This window comes from Paenibacillus sp. FSL H8-0315 (assembly GCF_038005365.1).
Lineage (GTDB): Bacteria > Bacillota > Bacilli > Paenibacillales > Paenibacillaceae > Paenibacillus_AQ > Paenibacillus_AQ odorifer.
Window position 1 is genome coordinate 4366524 of record NZ_JBBOTA010000001.1, and the last position, 22310, is coordinate 4388833.

A 22310-nucleotide genomic window follows, 5' to 3' on the forward strand; every position below is an offset into this window, starting at 1 on the left:
ATGATCAAAACACAGGCATTATCTTATGGTGAACAATATGCGGTACAGGAAGAGGCACAGCGCAGCAAAGGGGATGGACGCAGCAGCATCCATTACCCTGCCCTGTTTCTGTTCGTAGGCGACAAGGTTGCTCCGGCCATCGGTCCGGTGCTGGATAGCTGCGAACGAAAATGGGATAACGCCGGCGGTGTTATGGCATTACATGCTGTGTCAGGTGCGGCAAAAGAAGGAATAGACGGAAGTATAAGTGGATCTGTTGCGGGAGGAAAAGACCGGGTGCTGGCCATGGCCTTGCCGGAAACGGCAGGGTCAGATCCACGCACTGTGCGTCATGAACTTTACCGCAAGTTTCATGAGGATACACGTTATCTTGCTGAAATGAATAAAGTTATCCGGCGGCTGAGCAACAGTATAGCGGATTATGGACGTCTATATTCATCTTTTGACGTCATCCATCTCTCTATCATTACGCGGGTTGATGATCCGCTTAATGTATTGCTGCCGGAAATTACACTGTTGGCTCGTGCTGTACTCGGCCAGTCCTTTAAGTCCGTACAGACAGATCTCTACGCTCTGATCAATGAGCGGGAGCAAGGGGATAATTTTGGATATTCCAGCTCAGTAGGGCTGGCTTTTCTGCGTGAATTGGACAGAATGCAAGCTACGGACTATAAGTTTAATGCGCCGTTACTTGTGACGGAAGACGGTCTGTCGATTCCAGTTGCCCATGGTCCTTCCGCATTATTTGACCTTGTGTATCTGCTCTCCGATAAGAATGAGCGCGGTATGATGTCTGCACACGGTATGGATGACAACTACGAGATTATTTCTCATATTAGTCTGCTCAAAAATCGGGTCCGCCCGGCTTCTGATCAGGCTACTGGTCATGGCGGATATAACAATATGACCTTCAAAAGCGGCATCAGGGGCAGCACTGGAAGACAAGGCTACGCCTCTGCTGGCTTTTCCGGGGTAAGAAGACCTAATGTTCAAATTGCTTTGGCGGTGCTGTATCATGCGTTTCGGCGGCTTGTCTCCGATATGCGTGAGGGCAGTTCGTGGACTATACGTGAACGGCAGGCGTTGTTAGGGCTGGACCCTGACAGCTTGCGGGAACACGCGGTACACCTACTTCCGGAGAAAGACGGCCTGAATGAAATGACGGGGTTAATGAGTCACGGACGCCCTACCTATAATGAACTGAAGCAGCTGTCACTTCGTGAAGCTGAACGGCAGTTGTTCGGTGACGGGGGCGAAGCTTATTTCCGCAATAACTTTGTGGCAGAGTCAAACCGGAGAGTAGAGGGAATGAATCCATTACGCCAATGGCGCACTATGCTGGCGGCACAGGAAACATCTACGCCAGCGGTAAGCTTTTATCAGCTTGCGGAGTGGACGGCAGATCGTGATGAAGCCGGAAGTGTGCTCCATCTTTTACGTCAGCATATGGCAGGCCTGCGTTCCGCGATTCTCTCCATGCAGGAGGAGCTTGAGGACCTTTACGCAGAAAGCGTGGAGCGCCAGCCGTTCCAGCGTGTGCCGCTTTTTGATAAAAGAACAGTACGTAACTTCATTCATTATTTATTCTCAGCCGTATATGGCAAAAAATATGAACTATTGGGCCTAGAAAGTGAGCTTGCCCTATGCAGTCGTTTGGAATCTGCACTTGAGCAGCTTCATATGGAAAGTATGGCCCGTGTGAAAGCTATGGAGACTTTGGAGGAAGAATTGCGTATTACTGTTATGGACAGCATTGGGCGAACAAACGAAACAACGGGCCAGAACGTAATGGAATACTACCGCGTAGTCACAGAAGAAGTGATGAAGGATATCGAAACCCGGCGTGGACCTGGAATATTCTTCAGTGAGAAGTACATGGGCAGTATCTCCAAGCTCTTAGAACAAGGGAAAGAAGCTGTGATTGAGCGTTTGATTGATATTTGCCGTCGGGAGCTGCTGACAGCAGAACCTTTCAATTTATCTTTTGAGGAAGAGCTTCTGCGGCGTGCAAATGTTGCGGCAGCCTATGAGAATCGTCAGGTTCTATCGAGGGAAGAGCTGTTCAAGCGCTTGTATCATAATTTAGAAGAGGGCGCGGCCATTAATGTTCGGTTATTCGAATATACGCAAGAGCATCGTCATGAGGAGAAATATTTCTTTGGAGACAGTTCATCAGAGTTTCTACGCTACGCCTTTGGAGTAGATGAGACAACCCGGATTTACCGGTTAGGATTCGTGCATGAGCAGCGGAGGAGCGGAGTGGAGAAGCTAAACCTGATGGGCGGCTTTCATTTAGAGGACCTGCTCTATTATCGCAACGGTAAGGTCTATTATGAGACTTATGCTCAGAATGGCTATCAGCTCCATGGGCTGAGTGAAGATCAGCTTCCTGAGATGCGCTGATGGCGTAATAGATAGGTCCCCTCACTTTGAGTCCCTTTATTGCCTTTGTGCAATAGAGTCATCGGATATAACTCTTAATTAGAGTTCCGGGATAGGGACATTTCTCCTTATTTCCACTGCACACTATGCAATAGAATAGAAATAGATGTTTCTCCTATTCCATTCTATTGCACAAAGTGCAATCTGGGGGATGATAACACATCCGGGTAGCCCGTTTATCAGGCAGCATAACCCCCGGAATGTTTAAAGGATAAGAGTACAATTCAGATTTTACCCGGAAAGGAAGTATAACGATGCAGAGAAAAATCAATCTGCTGCTGCTCTTCTTCAGTCTGATCGGCGGCGGGGTCGCCTTTCTTTTTGGCGAATGGCTGCTAAGCTGGTATAACGATCTGCCTTCCATCCTGCTTGTGGGTATTTATTTTGCCATTGTGGCGATGGGAGTCGGTGTAGGCTGCCTGCTTGCAGAGATGATCTCGCCACGACTGAACGGAGCTTCATGGAAGCAGCGCTATCTGGGGTTATCGTGGAAGCTGCTGCCTCTGATGATTGTTCTTGCACTTGGTGTTGGAGCCTTAACGGAGTTTGTTTATGAGCTGAATTTTGGCGGAGCCAGACCAGTTAAGAATGTAGTAATGGCTATTGATGACTCAGGCAGTATGACACAGAGTGATCCCGATAATAGCCGGTATTCCGCAGCAAAAGCGTTAATTACAAAAATGGACACTGACAATAAGGTAGCCGTGGTGACCTTTAACAACGAAGCTGTAGTTGTCCAACCTTTAACGCCACTTTCAAATTCGGAGAATCGTGAGAAGGTGCTGACTGCAATCGATAATCTGCAGCCAACCGAAGGCGGTACGAATATTAGCGGTGCGGTCTCGGAGGCACTCAAGGAGATTGACAGTGACGGCAAAAAAGACCAAGGAGCCATGGTCATCTTGTTGTCTGACGGAGTGAGTAATTTCGATACCACAAGAGAGTTGCAGGCTTATGTAGAGCGCGGCATTGCCGTGAATACCATTGGTCTGGGCTTGAATGATCCAGCAGGCACTCAGCTGTTGCAGGATATTGCGAGAGTGACAGGCGGACACTATTATGATGTCAAGGATTCAGCCCTACTGGGCGATGTGTTCCAGCAGATCTATGACCGTCTGGGAGATCGGACGCTGCTAACTGAGCGCAGTGATTCAACGGCAGACAGTCCTTATTATGCTGCGGTTCGTATTTTGTCATTGATGTTGATGGGGGCTGCAATTGGATTAGGTCTGGGAATTATGTTTGATAACCGTCATTTGGCTAAAAGCTTTGGGATTGGCGGCGTAATATCAGGCTTGATCGCAGGACTGATTCTGGAATTTGGACTTAGCGGTGACTCCTTTACAGATAGTCTTATTCGTCTTCTGGCTGTTCTTATATTAGCTGCTATTATTGCATTATTTACAGGCGTCATTCCGGTAGGAGAAGGACGTATTTATCGAAATAGAAGAAACAATAACGCAGCGCCTGCACCAGCATCGGATAACTTTCCGGGTCGGCGCAGAAGCAGGAACAGCAAAGGATTCTAGTGTAGCGGAAAGGGGTTTACAGTAATGAGGTACGCCGAGGTTAATGCTTCCGCTCCGGGAATAACGGATGTGACATCCCAAGTGGATGACCGATTCTGTACGCTGAGATGGCGCTGGCCGGACGGCGTGCAGGCGGTGTACATCCACAAAACCTCCGCAGAAGCGGCTGACATGGGAACCGGAGATGATCCGCCGATCGGGATGAAGCTCTACACTCGTGAGGAATACAAATCTAACAATGGTTATCGTGATCGATTGGATGAGATCGGATTGATATCCTATACGATATTTGCTCGTCTTGCTGAGAACGGTGAGACTGCCCTGGTGAGGCAAAATGATGGTGTGAACCGGGTGATGGTCAGTGCAGGCAAAGCCCGGATCTATTATTCCATTCAACAAAAAAAGGCCTTATTCGGAAAACAAAAGACCGTACATATGGCGATTACGGCAGAAGTGCCCGTGGCACGGGATGTCCTCTGTTATGTCAAGAAACGTGGAGGGCATCCTGCAGGGAAAGAGGATGGTATTCTCTTTCCCTTCGTCCAGGATTTCGCTCCTGGACGCAATGTACTTCCGCCGATTGAAATCGGTAAGGATGATTTTGTACGCATCTTTTTCACCGATGGCAAGAAATATGGGCTTTATTACGAATTGGTACCGGAGTGAGACTGGGTCTACGCGTACAAGCGGGTAATGAGCAGTGCGTTCATAGCAAGTACGTAGATACAACTTTTGGGAGGATGAGTAGATGTCTTTTTTTAGCCGTTTTATGAAAAAGAATCAGCCGGAGCCGCGGCCGCTTTTTTACGATATAGTGTGTCCGTATTGCTTCACCAAGTTCTCTCCGGAGGATGTCGTCTTTCGGGCTATGCACAGCCGGGAGGACGATGAAAATTACGCATTGGGTGAGGATGACGCCTTGAACAAATACCGTGAGCGCTTCGGGCTCGATACGGTAGATGACATAGAAGCGATTATCAACCCGGCGGATATTCCGGAAGAATATCATCATTACACGGATCATGTGTTAACTGGGCTTACGGATCGTTACGGTGTGCTTACACGCAGACGGCTTTGCCCGTCCTGCCATAATGAGCTGCCGGTGACTGCCGGGAAGGTGCCGAGTAACATCATCTCGATTATCGGGGCATCCCAAGTCGGGAAATCGGTGTATATGACCTCGCTGATCCACACATTGCAGCATACTACAGCAGGTCATTTTGATGCCGCTTGTATGCCGCTTAATGCAGAGATTAGCCGTAAGTTCCGTACATTGTATGAAGAACCGCTTTTTGAGCGTGGGGATCTGCTGGCTTCTACACAGAAGGAAAAAATGCAGGAGCCTTTTATCTTTCAATTTGTCTTTAAGGATGAAAATAAACCGCCACTGACACTTGTATTCTTTGATGTAGCAGGTGAGGGTATGGTGGATCAGGATTATCTTGGACTTCATGGTCAGCATATCAAGAACTCTGCGGGTATTTTGTTTATGGTTGATCCGCTGCAAATCCGTTCTATCCGTGAAAAGATTCATATTAACATCGGTGACCGCCCGGGAGAATGGGTCTCACAATATGACGAGCCGCGCGATGTGGTGCTGACGATGTTCGGTGATTTTATTGCCTATCAGGAAAAGAGTAAGACAGACATTCCAACAGCGGTTGTGCTTGCCAAAAGTGATATGCTGCATTCGCTGAAGGATGAGGATGGCGATTACATCAAGTCCAACAGCAATGTGTTCAATAACTATGTTCACCGCAAAACATTAAACATGGACGAGTTCCATAATATCGACGGGGAAATTCGCAGATTTATTGGTAAGGTGGACAGACCCTTTAAAGATACGATGGATGTTTATTTCGCGAATACGGGTTATTTTGCAGTATCTGCGTTGGGCAGCAATCCTGTGAATCAAAAGATTGAGGGTGTAGTAAGCCCGATTCGTGTAGACGAGCCTTTTATTTGGCTGCTGCATAAGCTGAAGTATATTGAGGGGAGCGACGGCCCGTGAATGTTTTCTCAGGGTCAACAATCGCCCAACAGATGTACACCCGCGAACGTCGCGGAGTGTTTCGTTCCACAGAAGGCTTCGATACGGTAGCGAAATCAGATAGTCTGGACAATAATTTTGTGAAAAAAATCCTTCATCCCTTCTGCCTCTACGATGCTCCTGCGGAGTTAACCGCACGTGGAGAGAAGGATGAGGCTGCATATCCTGGTGCGCTGCACCTATTTCATGCTGAGAACGGGGATACAGTTATTGGGCTTAGTCGTTATCAAGCGGCCGATTTCACAGGCCAACGAAGCGCTTTTTTTGCACATAACTATGTAGTTCCTGCTTCACGTTCCGAAGAAATTGTGCAGAGCTATGGAGACTGGCTGCATGCTGATTTTGCAGAGCGTTATACGGGAGAGCTTGGTGGAACCTTGCCGGAGCTGCCCTCTATTCCAGTTGTTCGCACAGACCGCAGCCCTGATCCAATCGCAGGCTTACGCTTGTTAGGGATTGATGAAGGGATATTCAAGGCGTTATTGCAAGCGGTGATGCTCTCTGTAGCAGGTAAGAAAAAAATCTACGTGGCTCTAAACGTACCTATCACCGAGTTGTCTGCGCGGGCGGTGGAACTTACAGAAATTCTGTATAGCGTGCTGCCGTATGAATTCCGCCGTAGATTAGGCGTGATTACGTATGCGAATGAACCGCAAAGCCGTAAATATATACATCTTAGCTTTGTGGAAAAAGGTTCACTTCGTCCCGGTGACCGCAGTATTGAGAAGGATTATACCTTTGATTTGGCTTCCGGACGGATGGGAAATGTCGATTTTGGCGATTCCCGCCAGCCTTATGCTGATTTGGTATGGAAGCTGTTACTGCTGAATCCAGGAGATATTAACGACTTCGTAAGCTTCGCCGATCAGATTCTGCGTGGAGAGAGTCCTGAGCACAAGCTATCCCTTTCTTTCTATAATGAGCTGGCTATATTTTATGAGATTGAGCAAGGGAACGAGCATTTATATACGGAAAACAAGAGTGCGGTGCTAAGTGGTTTGCTTTCTTACCTAAAACCAGACGGTGCAATTCATTCTAGAATCCGCTTGAATGATATTTTCTTAGAACGGTTTGACCGGGAATTTGATCTGATTCGGCAAAGAAATGTGCCAGATCCGGCGATTATGGAATGCTTTAAAGAGTATTTTGTACTTAAGGATCACAATTACAGGGTCAGAATCGTGGATTATTTCATCAATGGGATGCTTCATAGTGTGGAAGCGGGCCGCAAGGATATTTTGAGTGCTGCTTACGGGATCATTGAGAGTAATGATGAGTTAAGTGCAGCTTACTTCCAGCGCGTGATGTCTGAAACTTATTTCCGTAAGCAGCTACTTGAGCCTTATATGGAATCAAGACTAGCTGCGGCGTCCAGATCTGCGGATATTCTGAGCTTTGTGCTCCATTGGGGGCGGTTCCTGCCAGTGGCGTTAGAGCAGTCTTTTGCTCAAAATGCTGTGAAGGATTATTTGCTAGAAAAGCTCCAGCTGGAGCATGATCCGGTGGCTTCTGTGGCGGAAATTCATGAAATTGTAGATAAGGCAGAAAAAGATCGCCGCAAAGGAACAGGAGTTGCTCCTAAGGCACTCTCCCTAATGCAGGATCTTGCTGCTTCAGCAGATAGATTCTTACTGAACCGCTTATCGCTTTCTGATATGACGCAGGAGGAGCTTCTGGAGGTAGTTTTTTTACGGTATGGTAATGTTGTCGATTGGCAGCCGCCACTGGATAGGATTAGCAAGCAGAAAGAGAATGCGCTGCGTGCCGCTTACCGCTGGTTTGGTGAAGAGAAGCCGAGTGAGGAGATTTTTACAGGATTGTCTCCGCAGGAACTAGACGATGTGCAGCTACTGGGTCGTCGTTTGCTAAAAGAGGCGCGTGTTCTGGAACCCTTTGAACGGCTTCCGCTAGCCTTTTACTATACAACTCAGCGTGAAGGGGGTCCGCTGGATTACGATGCGCTTCTGGAGCTGTTAAAGCGTAAAGCCGGTTCCGACAAAGAAATCATCTATCGGTTTTTTGCTTGGTCGCAAGGCAATCCTTTATTTACGGTTTCGAATAAAAAGCTGCAACCGGGTTACCGTAAGGCGATTCTGAAGTATTTCCTGAGCAGTGATCGTGAAGCGTTCAAGAATCGGGAATTCCGAAAGAACTATGTCGCGGCAGCTCGGCCTGCTCTGCAAAATGTGTACAATGAAGCCCGCTCCCAACTGGCTTCCCCGCTGGCGCGCTGGATCAGCCGCAGCCGATTTCGACTCTTAATCTCCGGCTCCATTACGGGTATTCTGGTGATTATTGCAATTATCGTATTCAGTATGCTGCGTCCGGATGATACGAAGACGGCTGTGCCGGGGACAAGCCCTGAGCCGACCCCTGTTCAGAGTGCAGGCAATATGCTGCCTCCAGCTTCAGTATACTTGAAGGATCAGAGCGTCGAAGGAGATAAGGGGAGCAGCATATTGGTGTTCACCTTCGCAAGTGCAGATGACTGTGTGCAGTTTCAACCGACTGAGATTAGTTTAATGTCTTCGTCTACAGAGATAGATAAAAGCTTTAAGGTCGCTGCCACGAATGGCACTTGTCCAGTGCCGTTAACGGATGGGACGGATGAGGGAAACACCGCTGACGAGTCAGATACCGCTAGCACTACTGGAGGAACAGCAGAAGGTGCAGATGCTACTAATGCTGTAGCTGATGCATCTCCGTCTCCTACGCCTTCCTCTGATACTGAGGACAGCACTGGGTTGCCTTCCGCAACAGCTGTGACTGAAGGTGAACAACCTTCCTATCAGGTTGAGGTTACATTGGAGCCTGGAGTGACAATTCTAGAGAAAAGTATGATCAAAGCCGGAAGATTTACACTGATCGTAGATCCCGACCCTAATATTCCACCAGCTTCTGATTCAAGTGCTGAACCCTCCCCGACTGCAAGTCCGGAAGGAACAGCAGAATAACAAGCTTTCTGAACAGCAATACCTACCGGGAGGTATTGCTGTTCATTTTTTTTGCTGCCCATACTTAGCTTTTCTATAGACATGCTATGTATTAATAGATATGATTATGGATGTCAAAATAAGATACTACATACTGGAAAAGGTGCAGACTCTATCAATCTAGTCGTCTGCTTAAAAGGGAAGTCCGGTGCAAGAGTCCGGCGCGGTCCCGCCACTGTATGTGCGGAGCGTTTCTTCTATAAACCACTGCCCCGAAGGTAGGGTGGGAAGGTGAAGAACAGCGATGAAGCATTAGCCAGGAGACCTGCCTTTTTCGTGAGCGTTTCTATTCTTCGTGGGGTAAGAATGTGGAACATATACAGATGGACTGTTGGCAGGAAGCAAGCGCCGCAGCCTCGATTTGTAATCTTCCCTGACCGCCCTCCAATGGGGCGGTCTTTATGTTATGCGTCTTATTCCCGGCAGTACCCATTCTTATACAGAAAGAGGTTAAACAATGAAGAAAATCATGTCTTCCAAGTTTGTAGCACTTGGGCTGGCCTTATTCATGGTCATTTCAATTCTAGGAACATCTCTTGCTCCAGCAGGACAAATATTTGCAGAAGCGAGCGCTGGCGCCGGTCTGGAGGCAACTGCTGCGGAGCGGATTAATGTTGCGGATGCGACTTATGCGGCTGCAGAATATCTCTTGAAAGGTGGCGTGCAATCGGATTGGCAAGCCATTGGATTAGCGCAAGCAGGGTACAAGCTGCCGGCTAGTTACCTTTCAGAGCTTGAGAAAAAAGTAAAGGATGCAGCTGGCGATTTCACCAATGTAACCGATTATGCTCGAATCGTGCTCGCAGTGAGAGCGATTGGTGCAGATCCTACTAGCTTTGCTGGTAACGGAACGACTCCTGGCTATAATCTGATTGAGAAAATTTATAATAATAGCAAGCTCAGTGAACAGACGCTTAATAATCCGGTATATGCTTTACTTGCGCTGGATTCTGGTAAATATAATATCCCAAGTGACGCGAAATGGACGGCGGATAAACTCCTTACGGAGATTCTCTCCAAACAGAATCCGGATGGGGGCTTTGCACTAACCTCAGGCGCAAGTGAGCCTGATATGACAGCGATAACCTTGACGGCTCTGGCGGCACATAAAAATAATCCCGAAGCCTACTTAGCAGGGCTACAAGCCGTAGCCTGGTTATCCGCAGCTCAAGATAGCCATGGGGGTTACGGTGACAGTGCTGAAAGTAGCGCACAAGCAATCCTTGGACTCACATCCTTCGGAGTTGATCCTAGTGGATTAGAATACACCAAAAACAAAGTGGATCTAATGGAGAACCTGCTTAGCTATCGTCTAGCTGATGGTAGCTTCACCCATAGCCGTGGTGGAAGCAGTAATATTCTGGCGACAGAGCAAGGGCTTCAGGCGCTGGTTGCCTATAATTTGCTGTATAAAGGAAGCAACAGTAAGCTATACGATTTTTCCAAATCCTCCATTCAGAGCTCACTCATCTACGCTCCAGTAACGATTGAGGGACCACAGGCCACGTTGGCACAAGGGTACGCCTATGCTGGCAACGCACTTGGAGCGTTAGAGAAGCTGGCGCTTCAAACGAACTTGCCGATCACGAATCCTTCGGGCAGTTATGTGACTGGCATCGGAAATATTGTTGCTGGAAGCTTTGGTGGTTATGACGGATGGATGTATGTTGTATCGCGTGACGGAAAATGGATTAATCCCGATGTAGGCATGAGTGATTTTGTACTTAAAGATTCAGATCAGGTACTGGTTTATTATGCCGGAGACGACACTAAGCTTGTGGATTCCGTTACGCTTTCCAAAGCAAATCTTAAAGAGGGCGATTCTTTTACCGTCACTGTAACTAGTAAGACGTGGAAATGGGACGCTGCTACGAATACTTCCTCTCCTGTAACTGCAAAAGCTGCGGGTGTTCAGGTCCAAATTGGAGCTCACAAGGTAACGACGAATGCTAAAGGTGAGGCCGTATTCTCAGGAAATATGCCCGCAGGTGACTATACACTGACTGTAACTGGCTACCGTGAAGGTAAAGCCCCAACGATTGCTAAATATACAAAAGCTCTAAAGGTGATTTCTAAGAATGTAACAGCTTCGCTTACCGTTGAAGGCCCGGAAGGGTTGATTAGTGAGGGGACTTTAAAAGCCTCCAATGCCCTTGAAGCGTTGCAACAACTAGGGTCTACCGATGATTTTAAAGTAGATATCACCAAATCGTCTTATGGCAACTTTGTATCAGGTATCCATGGAGTTTCGCAAGGTACTTACGACGGATGGTGGAGCTTCGTGGTATCACGCGGCGGGGAGTGGATATATCCAAGTGTGGGTATGGATGCGTTCGAACTACAGGAATCCGATCGTGTGCTTGTCTATTATGCAGGAGAAAATACACAGGTTGTAGATTCTGTGGTGCTTTCCCCATCACAGCCAAAAGCTAATGAAGCTTTTACTGTAAAGGTTTCACAGAAAAAGTGGGTGTGGAATCAGGAAAGCTTCACTTCTGATCCGGTTATCTCACCGGCTGCAGGTGTGCAGGTTTCGATTGGTGATAAGAAGGTAATCACGAATGAACAAGGTGTAGCTGTTGTTGATGGGGGTCTCCCGGCAAATAGCTATACACTGACTGTTACCGGTTATACTAAAGACAGCGTACCGAGCGTAGCGCGTTATACTCAGTCTCTGACTGTCGGATCGTCTGTTATTGCTCCAGCAAAAGCTACCGCTACCCTCTCAGTGATTGGAGATAGCCGGAAAGGAACCATCCTAGCCAGTACAACAGTAGCTCTAAAAGAGGGCGAAACGGCTTATAGCTTACTAGTCAGTCAATTAGGGACTAAGGTAGTATCATCCGGCAACGCTGGAAGCATCTACGTGAAATCTATTGAAGGGTTGGCTGAATTTGATGGAGGCCCAAGCAGCGGATGGAAGTATAAAACGAACCGGGATGCGGATCCAAGCATCAGTGCAGACAGTTATATTTTGCAGAACGGTGATACTTTGTACTGGTACTATACCTCTGGAGAATAAGGAAGAGGAAGTTTGAGTAGGCGGGCACACTTGGATTCGGAGTAATAGCGGATCGGGTGCCCGTCCTTTTTATATTTGAGGAAAGTCGTTTTATGACAATATATACTTTTATTCGACACAATATTTAAAAAATCATCAAACTCTTAGCCCTTCCGACCGATAAAAATAGATAGATCATAAGATAATGTGAAGGCGGAGTGTAGATGAAAAATTTGAAAGTGAAATACAAAATAGGGTTGCTTTTGGTATTCGCTGTAATCATGGTTAATGTTGTAGGTGGCATAGGCATCATTACGATGACCCAAATGGCCGAAAAAACAAATGAGACATATAATGAAAATTTATTGCCTGTTTCTTACGTAGGGCAGATGCGTACGAATAATCGGGCTATTGAATCCTATCTTTTGGAGCGTTTGATTAGCGTAAATGCCAGCAAAAACAAAGAACTTTCTGAGAGTATCCAAGTGAAGGTTCAGGATAATAATGAACTTATGAACAAGGTGAAAGCGATTCAGTATAATGATCCTGCTATTGTAAGTAAAATCAAAGAGTATGAGTCCTTTTTGCCAGATTATCGTGCACAGCGGGATAACATTATAAAGATTGCTGATAGTAATCATAATCAAGAGGCCTATAAAGTATTTTCAGGCGAATTTAACGAATCCCGTGAAAAAATGATCAACCTACTTAAAGGAATTAGTGATTCTTTGCTTAAAGATGCTGATGAACACAATTCAGATTCCATGGCAACCGCTAAAAGCATGCGGGTAAACAATACCATAATGATTACGTTCGCCTGGGTGATTTGTTTCGTAATTAGTATTGCAATTATTCGACTGATAACAAAACCCCTTAAAGAACTGCAAGGACTAATGAAGCGGGCAGAAGATGGAGATTTGACTGTGGTAGCAACTTACACCGCTAAGGATGAGATCGGCCAAATTAACAGTTCATTTAACAATATGCTGCAGGGCTTGCGGAAGATGATGCAAGGGATTGCAGAGAGTGCAGAACTGCTGTCAGCTTCATCGGAAGAGATGAGCGCTAGTGCTGAGCAGACCTCATTGGCTTCACAAATGATCGCTGTATCTTCTGGAGAGATTGCTGCGGGATTTGATGAGCAGACAGAGAGCATTAACAGTACAACACGTTCCATAAAAGCAATGACCAATGATATTGCAGCCGTAGAGGGCAGTAGCTATGAAATGTCGGATCTTATGGGAGTAGTCTCCGGTTCATCGGATCGTGGAGTAGAGGCTGTAGACCAAATCATTGTGCAGATGAAGGAAATTGACCTCAGTGTAACTCAGAGTCAGGAGATTGTTTCTAATCTGGGGACATTGTCACAAGAGATTAATACAATTATTACAACGATTAACGGTATTGCTACACAGACGAATCTGCTTGCGCTCAACGCTTCTATAGAAGCAGCACGGGCCGGTGAGCATGGACGGGGATTTGCTGTAGTTGCTGGAGAAATTCGTAATCTGGCGGAAGCAACTAGAAATAGTTCTTTGCGGGTTACAGATATTATTACACATATCCAAAAGCAAACCGAAAGCGCAGTAGAATCCATGGCTTTGGGTACTGAGCTAGTCACCAATGGCGTAGTTCAAAGTCATCTGGTATCTCAAGCTTTTCATGAGATTCAGACTTCCATTAAAGAAGCTACCTTACAGACAGCGGAGATTAGAGAAGCGGTTGCTCATGTGGCCATGGAATCACAAGGTGTGGCAGCAGCTATGGAACAGGTCAACGTTATATCTAGTAAAGGTGCAGAAGGTGTTCAGGACACAAGTGCAGCGAGTCAGGAGCAACTATCCGCAATGGAGGAAATGTCAGCTTCAGCTCAGTATTTAGCGGTGCTCGCAGAAGATCTGCAAAAGACATTGTCCAGCTTCAAACTATAGGCTTCATAATATTGTTAAAACCAGCAGAGCAGCGGTTCTCCAGTAACGGAGATCGCTGCTCTGCTGTTTGTGGTTATAGCAGATTGGGAGCAAGTGCGAGCCAACTGATCTCAGTTGGTCAAGGGGGAGGGATGTAAGCTGGTCTCAGTAGGTCAGGAGCGGATAGACGTAGGCTAGTTTCAGCAGGTCAGGGGGAAAGATGTAAGTTGGTCTCAGTAGGTCAAGGGGGGAGAGATGTAAGTTGATCTCAGTAGGTCAGGAGCGTATAGACGTAAGTTGGTCCCAGCAGGTTGCGGGCAAACATATGCTATGTGATCTCCAGCCCACACTAGTGGTAAGACGGAGGCGTGGAAACAATAAAAACCTAGGAGATGATCGGTATGCTCATACATCGTAACCCCGTACCCCGTAACTCGTAACTCGTAACTCGTAACTCGTAACTCGTAACTCGTAACTCGTAACTCGTAACTCGTAACTCGTAACTCGTAACTCGTACCCCGTAACCCGTAACCCGTAACCCGTAACCCTAGTGTTCCCGGCAGATCTCTAGTTTTTCAAACACACTGTCTACTTGATATTCCCCAGTTTAAGGTCATCTGGGTCCGATGCGTGGGCTCATACCCATCCCCATATGCTATCGGACTCAGTAGCCGCTATTTGCATATTAATCGCCATTGGGGTAAGTTTCGGACTCCAGTGCAGCTATTGGTGTGGAAAACGCTGATAACTGGTGTTTTTTGCACCAATAGCGGCTATGTGGACCGATAACACCCGAAACAGAGGCAAATCCAGCAATTAAGGTCATCTGGGTCCGATGCGTGAGCTTATGCTCACCCCCAAAGGCTATCGGACTCAGTAGCCGCTATTTGCCCATTTATCGCCTTTGTAGCAAAGTTTCGGACTCCAGTGCAGCTATTGGCGTGGAAAACACTGATAACTGGTGTTTTTTGTACCAATAGCGGCTATGTGGTCCGATAACACCCGAAACAGAGGCAAATCCAGCAATTAAGGTCATCTGGGTCCGATAGCGTGAGTTCATACTCATCCCAACTGGTTTGGCGGACACAGCAGACGCCATTCGCTCATTTTGTGGCTTGGGAGTGGAGTTTAGGACTCAGTAGCCGCTATTTGCCCATTTATCGCCATTGGAGCAAAATTTCGGACACCAGTGCAGCTATTGGTGTGGAAAACGCTGATAACTGGTGTTTTTTGCACCAATAGCGGCTATGAGGTCCGATAGCATCCGAAATATAGCTAAATCCAGCAATTAAGGTCATCTGAGTCCGATAGCGTGGACTCATACTCATCCCCATAGGCTATAGGACACAGCCGCCGCTATTCGCACATTTGTCGCCATTGGAGCGAAGTTTCGGACACCAGTGCAGCTATTGGTGTGGAAAACGCTGATAACGGGTGTTTTTCGCACCAATAGCGGCTATGTGGACCGATAGCATCCGAAATATAGCTAGATCCAGCAATTAAGGTCATCTGGGTCCGATAGCGTGAGTTCATACTCATCCCAACTGGTTTGGCGGACACAGCAGACGCCATTCGCTCATTTTGTGGCTTGGGAGTGGAGTTTAGGACTCAGTAGCCGCTATTTGCCCATTTATCGCCTTTGGAGCAAAGTTTCGGACACCAGTGCAGCTGTTGGTGTGGAAAACACTGATAACGGGTGTTTTTTGCACCAATAGCGGCTATGTGGTCCGATAGCACCCGAAACAGAGGCAAATCCAGCAATTAAGGTCATCTGGGTCCGATAGAAAAACTCGGGAGCATGAATGTGATCGGATTAAACAAAAATTAGTGTTTAGTTCAAGACCAAAAAAAGAGGGAATTCCAATAGCTAGTTCACAGCTGTTGGGATTCCCTCTTGATTTTTTCAAAAAAACTCAGCGTGTATCCTTCCAGAAATTCAGAGGTTTCAGATCTGAGCTAATGACGTGGAATGTATAGCCTTCTTTTTTCAATGACTCTAAGATACGCGGAAGTACTTTAAGTGTAGCTTTTTGATCATGCATCAGAATCACTGGATTGGTCTGCGATTTCTGCAGCTTATGAACCTGATTCATTACCGAATTATAGATCGTCGTACTAGCATCCTTGTATTTCCAATCCTCTGAGTCCACGTTCCAATCCCATAGATGATAACCTTGAGCCAGCACTTTATCTCTAAAGGCCTTTGTGAAATAAGGCTTGCTTCCATAAGGAGGACGAATCAGTGTAGTGCTTTGACCTGTAATCTTTTTCAAAATGGCGTTATCGTTATCCATCTCTCCCAGCGCAGCCGCAGGTGAAGCATAAAACTTCTCTTTCCGGTGCGTCATTCCATGCAATGCGAGACCATGCCCTTCATTCGCAATCCGTTTCACTTGCGCAGTATGCTGGTTCATATTCGGTCCGATCATGAAAAAAGTTGCCTTCGCATCATATTTTGCCAAAATATCAAGCAATGTAGAAGTTGTAGCCGTTGGCCCATCATCAAAGGTGAGGTATACGGTCTTACCTTGCTTCCCAACAGTTGGCGTAGAAGTTCCAGGAGTTGCGGTTGGCTTCAATTCCTTTTTAAACTTACTTACAAATGTTGCATCATCTAATGTAGCCGAGCCATCTTTTACACGCAATAAATATTGATCTGCTTTAAAAGAAATTCCAAAACCAAGATAAGAGGTCAATTTCAGTGGAACCATTGTTTTTCCGTTTTTCAAAAATGTACTCATGGATATGGTCTTTCCATCGCCTAGAGTAGCTGTTGCATGATCATTCAGCAGTTTGATTGATCTGTTCTGACCTGTAACTTTTATCCCATCGCTCACTCCAGTTAGCGTTAACTTAAGTTCCTGTGATAGATCACGTAGAGGAACGTAATAGGTATCTTTTACCGAAACTGCTTCAATAGTTGTTAACTTATCGTTCACACCTAACCTAAGGGAGCCTGCACCTGCTGCATTCACTGAATCTATCGCTCGTATTGATCCGGAACCAATGAATAATACGATTAATAATAGCCATACTTTCTTTAAAGACATCGTCAAAAATCTCCTATCTATGTATATTTGTCTATTACCTTATCATACATTGATAGAATGAAATTTGAGAGATTGTAACCCCCAGCAGAATAATTTGTTACCTTTTAGAAGTTAACTGTGATTTCAACCACAATCATAAAAAGCACGCGACTCCGGCTAAATACTGGCGCATCAACAAAAAATGGTTAAAATCACCCTGTTTTGCGCAGAATAGATGTGTCTAAATTAGCAACTTTAGTAAACTATTGAACAAAGTTTGAACGGAATTTTTCAACCTATAAACAGCGCCGTTACAGTGATCTTTATCATACTATTAGAAACTTGTAACAAATTGATCACACATATTTAACTTGTTCGCCATTATTAAGGTCTTTTTTAGTCTAAATGGAAAAATAAGTCTTTTGCTTTCTTCTCCATAAATTCTTACTATATATAAAGGTTAATGTTGAGGGTTAATAAAAGAAGTATTGAAGGAAGGAGCTTAAGCATGAACAAAAAGGGACCGTTATACGCTTTATTTCTCAGCCTAATTTTACTCTTGCCAGGATGCAGTTCAATCGCTGTTCTGAATCCGAAGGGGCCGGCTGCAAGAACTTTATCTGACACGATCATTCTCTCCATTGTTATGATGCTCGGCGTTCTGGCAGTTGTCTACATCTTATATGTCTTTGTGCTTTTGAAATACCGTGCTAAAAAAAGCAACGAAGATTATATTCCTCCTCACGAGGAAGGAAACAAATGGCTGGAGGCTATCTGGATTACCATTCCGATTATTATCGTGGCATTCCTCTCCGTAGTCACCGTCAAAACAACAGTAGATGTAGAAAATGTTGCAGCGGATTATAAAGATCAGAAACCGCTTGTAATTTATGCTTCCTCCTCTAACTGGAAATGGCATTTCAGCTACCCAGAAGAAGGTATCGAAACAGTAAACTACGTTAACATTCCAGTTCACCGCGCTGTAGAGTTCAGATTGTATTCTTTCGGTACGATCTCAAGTCTTTGGATCCCACAATTGGGAGGACAAAAATACGCGATGAGCGACATGATCACAACCTTGCATCTTTCAGCTGATACTGTAGGTTCTTATGTCGGAAGAAATGCGAACTTTAATGGTAAGGGTTTTGCCCACATGGAGTTTGAAACACTTGCGATGACAGATAAGGACTATCAGGAATGGGTGAAAGACGTTAAAGAAACGGCGGGTCCACTGACGGAAGATGAATTTAAAGGTCTTTTGGAAATGGAACATGTCGGACGTAAAACGTATACGAATACTCACTTATCCTTTAGCCCGCCTCCGGGAAGCCATGGTGACCATATGAGTAATGGTGGCACTGAAATGGATACGGATAACGGAAGTATGGAGCATCAGGATAATAAAGAAATTCACCCGACTCCAGCACCATCCAGCGAGACGGAATTCAACACCGAGCCTAATCCAGAACTGGATGAGCCGACACCTAGTTCTCCATTAGAAGAGAGCACAACACATGACGGACACTAGTCAATGTTAATTGAACAACTTGAAAGGAGCGATTCCTAATGGATTGGGATAAATTTAAGGTCCACGGCGAACCCCTGATATACGGAGCTATGGCAAGTATTGTTCTGGCTACAATCGGGATTATCGTCGGCCTGACCTATTTTAAAAAATGGGGATATTTATGGCGCGAATGGTTGACTACTGTTGACCACAAACGTATTGGGATTATGTATATCCTCGCTGCATTGCTTATGCTTTTCCGCGGCGGCGTTGACGCTATTATGATGAAGCTGCAAACAGCAGCCCCGGACATGAAATTTCTTGACGCACAGCATTACAACGAGGTATTTACAACACACGGCTTGATTATGATCCTTTTTATGGCCATGCCGTTTATTATCGGTCTGATGAATGTTATCGTTCCGCTGCAAATCGGTGCTAGAGACGTTGCCTTCCCGCGTCTGAATGCTGTCAGCTTCTGGCTCTTCTTCTTTGGAGCTATGCTGCTTAACATTTCGTTTGTTATCGGGGGATCGCCAGATGCTGGTTGGTCCGCATATTTCCCGCTAGCAAGTTTAGAGTTCAGTCCAACGGTGGGTAATAACTATTACTCGCTCGCACTACAAATTTCAGGTATTGGTACGCTCCTCACAGGCGTTAACTTTATTGTAACGATTCTGAAAATGCGTGCACCAGGCATGAAGTTGATGAAAATGCCGATGTTTACTTGGTCCGTATTGATCACCAACGTAATTATCGTATTCGCATTCCCTGTGCTTACGGTTGCACTCGCGTTGATGATGTTCGACCGGTTGTTCGGCTCTCAATTCTTTACGATGGCCAATGGCGGTATGGATATGTTATGGGCCAACCTGTTCTGGGTATGGGGTCACCCTGAAGTATATATCGTTGTCTTACCGGCATTCGGTATTTATAGTGAAATTATCGCCACCTTCTCTAAAAAGAACCTGTATGGATATACATCCATGGTATTCAGTATGTTGATCATTTCCCTCTTGTCCTTCCTAGTATGGGCTCACCATTTCTATACAATGGGTCAAGGTGCTATGGTTAACAGCTTCTTCTCGATTACAACCATGGCCATTGCCGTACCAACAGGTGTGAAAATATTTAACTGGCTATTTACCTTACGAAAAGGGCGAATAACCTTTACGACACCTATGCTATACACCCTGGCCTTTATTCCGATCTTTACGATTGGTGGGGTAACAGGTGTCATGTTGGCTATGGCCAGTGCCGATTACCAGTACCATAATACTATGTTCCTGGTTGCCCATTTCCACTACGTTCTTATTCCGGGTGCGGTCTTCGCCGTTATCGCAGGGTTCCATTACTGGTTCCCTAAAGTATTCGGTTTCCGTCTGAATGAACGTCTTGGCAAGCATGCCTTCTGGTGGATTATCATTTCCTTTAACGTATCGTTCTTCCCGCTGTTTATTCTCGGACTTAAGGGTATGACCCGCCGACAATACACCTATTCTGCGGATACTGGATTTGGCCCGCTGAGTATGGTCTCATTCGTAGGTGCGATCGGTCTCGCTATTGGATTTGTAATCCTGGTTTATAACATTTACTGGAGTACTCGTTACGAACCAAGAGATACTGATGGAGATCCGTGGGATGCACGTACTTTGGAATGGGCAACGAAAAGCCCGATTCCAGCTTACAACTTCGCAGTGGTTCCAAATGTAAAAACACGCGATGCTTACTGGTCTGCTAAACAAGATAAAGTACCGCTTTTTGAAGATAAGATTACTAAGATTCATATGCCTAGCAACACAGGAAAACCATTTGTTTTGGGTGTTATCTTCTTCATTGCAGGGTTCTCTCTGGTCTTCAGTCTTTGGATTCCAGCGATCCTCTCTGGAGTAGGTATCCTCATTGTTCTAGCTGCTATGTCCTTTGATAGGGATCACGGATTCTACATCCCAGCAGAAGAAGTTATTGCTACTGAAAAGAAATTGCGGGGTGAGACAGTATGAAAATAGATGCGTCTAAGCCGCTTGAATACTCAACAGAAGAGAATAGTAATAAAATCTTTGGCTTCTGGGTTTTTCTAGGAGCGGAGATTGCACTGTTCGCTACATTGTTCACTGTTTACTTTGTAATGGTAGACCGTTTTGCCAGCGGCCCTAGCGGGCCGGATCTTTTCGAAATTGGTCCAGTAATGATCGAAACATTGCTGCTGCTGACAAGTTCGTTCACGATTGGTCTTGCAGTTCATGCCATGCGGCATGGTTACCAAAAAGCCATGATGGTCTTTTTCGGACTAACCCTTCTAATGGGTCTCGGCTTCCTTGGTATTGAAATTACGGAGTTTGTCACTTATGTTCACGAAGGGGCTACACTTCAAACCAGTGGTTTCCTATCCAGTCTCTTTGTACTGCTGGGAACACACGGAGCTCACGTATCGTTCGGGTTCCTGTGGGGTGCGGCTATTCTAATCCAGTTGAAGCGTCAAGGTATTAATCCGGCTACGGCCAATAAATCCTTTATCTTCTCGCTGTACTGGCATTTCTTGGACGTTGTCTGGATCTTTATTTTCAGCTTCGTCTATCTGAAAGGACTGATGTAGCATGATGAAGCAATTGTTTCCAATTCGCCATGTGATGGGTTTCTTAGCCTCTCTTGTCCTTTCTGTGGCTGCACTTGCTGTAATCTACCTTGATCTATCCAACACTGCGAACATGGCTATCCTGCTTGTTACAGCCCTCATTCAGGCTTCCTTGCAGCTCTTCCTGTTCATGCATATTGGTGAATCAGCAGATACCAAGAAAGAACTTTACATCAATATCGCCTATGCCTTATTCGTTGGTCTAGTTACGATATTCGGTACGCTCTTCATCTTCGTATGGGGCTGGTATGCTTAATTACAGACACTAATACTCAAAGGGACGTCTCTAAAGCCAAAATGGCTTAGGGACGTCTCTTTTTTTGCGTTTATTTCGGAGGTTAGTTGTAGCGGATGCCCGGAAATGAGCATCTTTTTAGGCAATAGCTGCACGGGACTCCGAAACTTCGCTCAATAGGCGGAAAATGTGCGAATAGCGTCATTTGAGTCCGAAAGCTACGGGGGATGAGGTTGGCTCGGTGCGATCGGACTCAGAGGAGCTTAAAAGCGGGAAACAGCGGCGTTTGGAGTTGTAACGGACCCCAAAGTCGCTATTGGTGTGAAAAACGCCCAAAATGAGCGCCTTTCTAGGCAATAGCTGCACTGGAGTCCGGAACTTCGCTCAATAGGCGAAAAATGTGCGAATAGCGTCATCTGGGTCCGAAAGCTAGCGGGGATAAGGAGGCTCGGCGCGATCGGACTCAGATGACCTTATAAGCGGAAATCAGCGGCTTTTGGAGTTGTAGCGGACCCCAAAGCCGCTATTGGTGTGAAAAACGCCCAAAATGAGCACCTTTCTAGGCAATAGCTGCAGTGGAGTCCGAAACTTCGCTCAAAAGGCGGAAAATATGCGGATAGCGTCATCTGGTCCGAAAGCTACGGGGGAGATAAGGGGGGGCGGCGCGATCGGACTCAGATGAGCTTAAAAGCATGAATTAGCGTCATTTGGAGTTGTAACGGACCCCAAAGTCGCTATTGGTGTGAAAAACGCCCAAAATGAGCGCCTTTCTAGGCAATAGTTGCACTGGAGTCCGAAACTTCGCTCAAAAGGCGGAAAATGTACGAATAGCGGCATCTGAGTCCGAAAGCTACGGGGGATGAGGATGGCACGGCGCTGTCGGACTCAGGTGACCTTAAAAGCTGGAAACAGCGTCATTTGGAGTGGTAACGGACCCCAAAGTCGCTATTGGTGTGAAAAACGCCCGAAATGAGCGTCT

General features: G+C 46.1%; 12 protein-coding genes and 1 riboswitch. Of the genes, 11 read left to right on the top strand and 1 reads right to left on the bottom strand.

Annotation, left to right across the window (positions count from 1 at the left end):
- The 7 genes from MHB56_RS18955 to MHB56_RS18985 all read left to right on the top strand — a co-directional run bounded on the left by MHB56_RS18955 (nt 1) and on the right by MHB56_RS18985 (nt 13946).
- Nucleotides 1-2403: a transcription initiation factor TFIID gene (locus MHB56_RS18955; RefSeq protein ID WP_081383413.1), complete on the top strand. Its 2403-nt coding sequence runs from the start codon at nt 1-3 to the stop codon at nt 2401-2403.
- A 293-nt stretch (nt 2404-2696) separates the two neighbouring features.
- Complete coding sequence (locus tag MHB56_RS18960; protein WP_341143879.1) at nt 2697-3971, top strand: vWA domain-containing protein; 1275 nt, start codon at nt 2697-2699, stop codon at nt 3969-3971.
- 24 nt (nt 3972-3995) lie between these two features.
- Nucleotides 3996-4637 carry a beta-mannanase gene (locus MHB56_RS18965; RefSeq protein WP_076099551.1) on the top strand — a complete coding sequence of 214 codons (642 nt, stop codon included), beginning with the start codon at nt 3996-3998 and terminating at the stop codon, nt 4635-4637.
- 82 nt (nt 4638-4719) lie between these two features.
- Nucleotides 4720-5982 carry a hypothetical protein gene (locus MHB56_RS18970; protein ID WP_076129587.1) on the top strand — a complete coding sequence of 421 codons (1263 nt, stop codon included), beginning with the start codon at nt 4720-4722 and terminating at the stop codon, nt 5980-5982.
- Nucleotides 5979-8975: a GAP1-N2 domain-containing protein gene (locus MHB56_RS18975; protein WP_341143880.1), complete on the top strand. Its 2997-nt coding sequence runs from the start codon at nt 5979-5981 to the stop codon at nt 8973-8975. Before MHB56_RS18970 ends, MHB56_RS18975 begins: the two co-directional genes overlap by 4 nt.
- A gap of 123 nt (nt 8976-9098) precedes the next feature.
- Nucleotides 9099-9301, top strand: a riboswitch (cobalamin riboswitch).
- 170 nt (nt 9302-9471) lie between these two features.
- Nucleotides 9472-12036 carry a DUF4430 domain-containing protein gene (locus tag MHB56_RS18980; RefSeq protein WP_339281727.1) on the top strand — a complete coding sequence of 855 codons (2565 nt, stop codon included), beginning with the start codon at nt 9472-9474 and terminating at the stop codon, nt 12034-12036.
- 203 nt (nt 12037-12239) lie between these two features.
- On the top strand, nt 12240-13946 hold the full coding sequence (locus tag MHB56_RS18985) for a methyl-accepting chemotaxis protein (RefSeq protein ID WP_076185021.1): 1707 nt from the start codon (nt 12240-12242) through the stop codon (nt 13944-13946).
- Between the two features lie 1892 nt (nt 13947-15838).
- On the opposite strand, the gene MHB56_RS18990 is transcribed toward MHB56_RS18985, so the two are convergent.
- Nucleotides 15839-16975, bottom strand: a complete 1137-nt coding sequence (locus MHB56_RS18990; RefSeq protein WP_076129583.1) for a polysaccharide deacetylase — start codon at nt 16973-16975, stop codon at nt 15839-15841.
- Nucleotides 16976-17462: 487 nt separating this feature from the next.
- Between MHB56_RS18990 and qoxA the strand changes: the two genes are divergently transcribed.
- Genes qoxA through qoxD form a run of 4 tightly spaced genes read left to right on the top strand, consistent with a single transcriptional unit; the run spans nt 17463 to nt 21352 of the window.
- Nucleotides 17463-18482, top strand: a complete 1020-nt coding sequence (gene qoxA, locus MHB56_RS18995; protein WP_036680822.1) for a cytochrome aa3 quinol oxidase subunit II — start codon at nt 17463-17465, stop codon at nt 18480-18482.
- Between the two features lie 38 nt (nt 18483-18520).
- Nucleotides 18521-20464 (top strand): cytochrome aa3 quinol oxidase subunit I, encoded by a 1944-nt coding sequence (gene qoxB, locus MHB56_RS19000; RefSeq protein ID WP_076129582.1) that lies wholly within the window; start codon nt 18521-18523, stop codon nt 20462-20464.
- Nucleotides 20461-21057 carry a cytochrome aa3 quinol oxidase subunit III gene (gene qoxC, locus MHB56_RS19005; RefSeq protein WP_042124373.1) on the top strand — a complete coding sequence of 199 codons (597 nt, stop codon included), beginning with the start codon at nt 20461-20463 and terminating at the stop codon, nt 21055-21057. Before qoxB ends, qoxC begins: the two co-directional genes overlap by 4 nt.
- Before the next feature lie 4 nt (nt 21058-21061).
- A complete protein-coding gene (gene qoxD / locus MHB56_RS19010; protein WP_036680878.1) occupies nt 21062-21352 on the top strand; it encodes a cytochrome aa3 quinol oxidase subunit IV in 291 nt (96 codons plus the stop codon).
- The last annotated feature ends 958 nt before the right edge of the window (nt 21353-22310 follow it).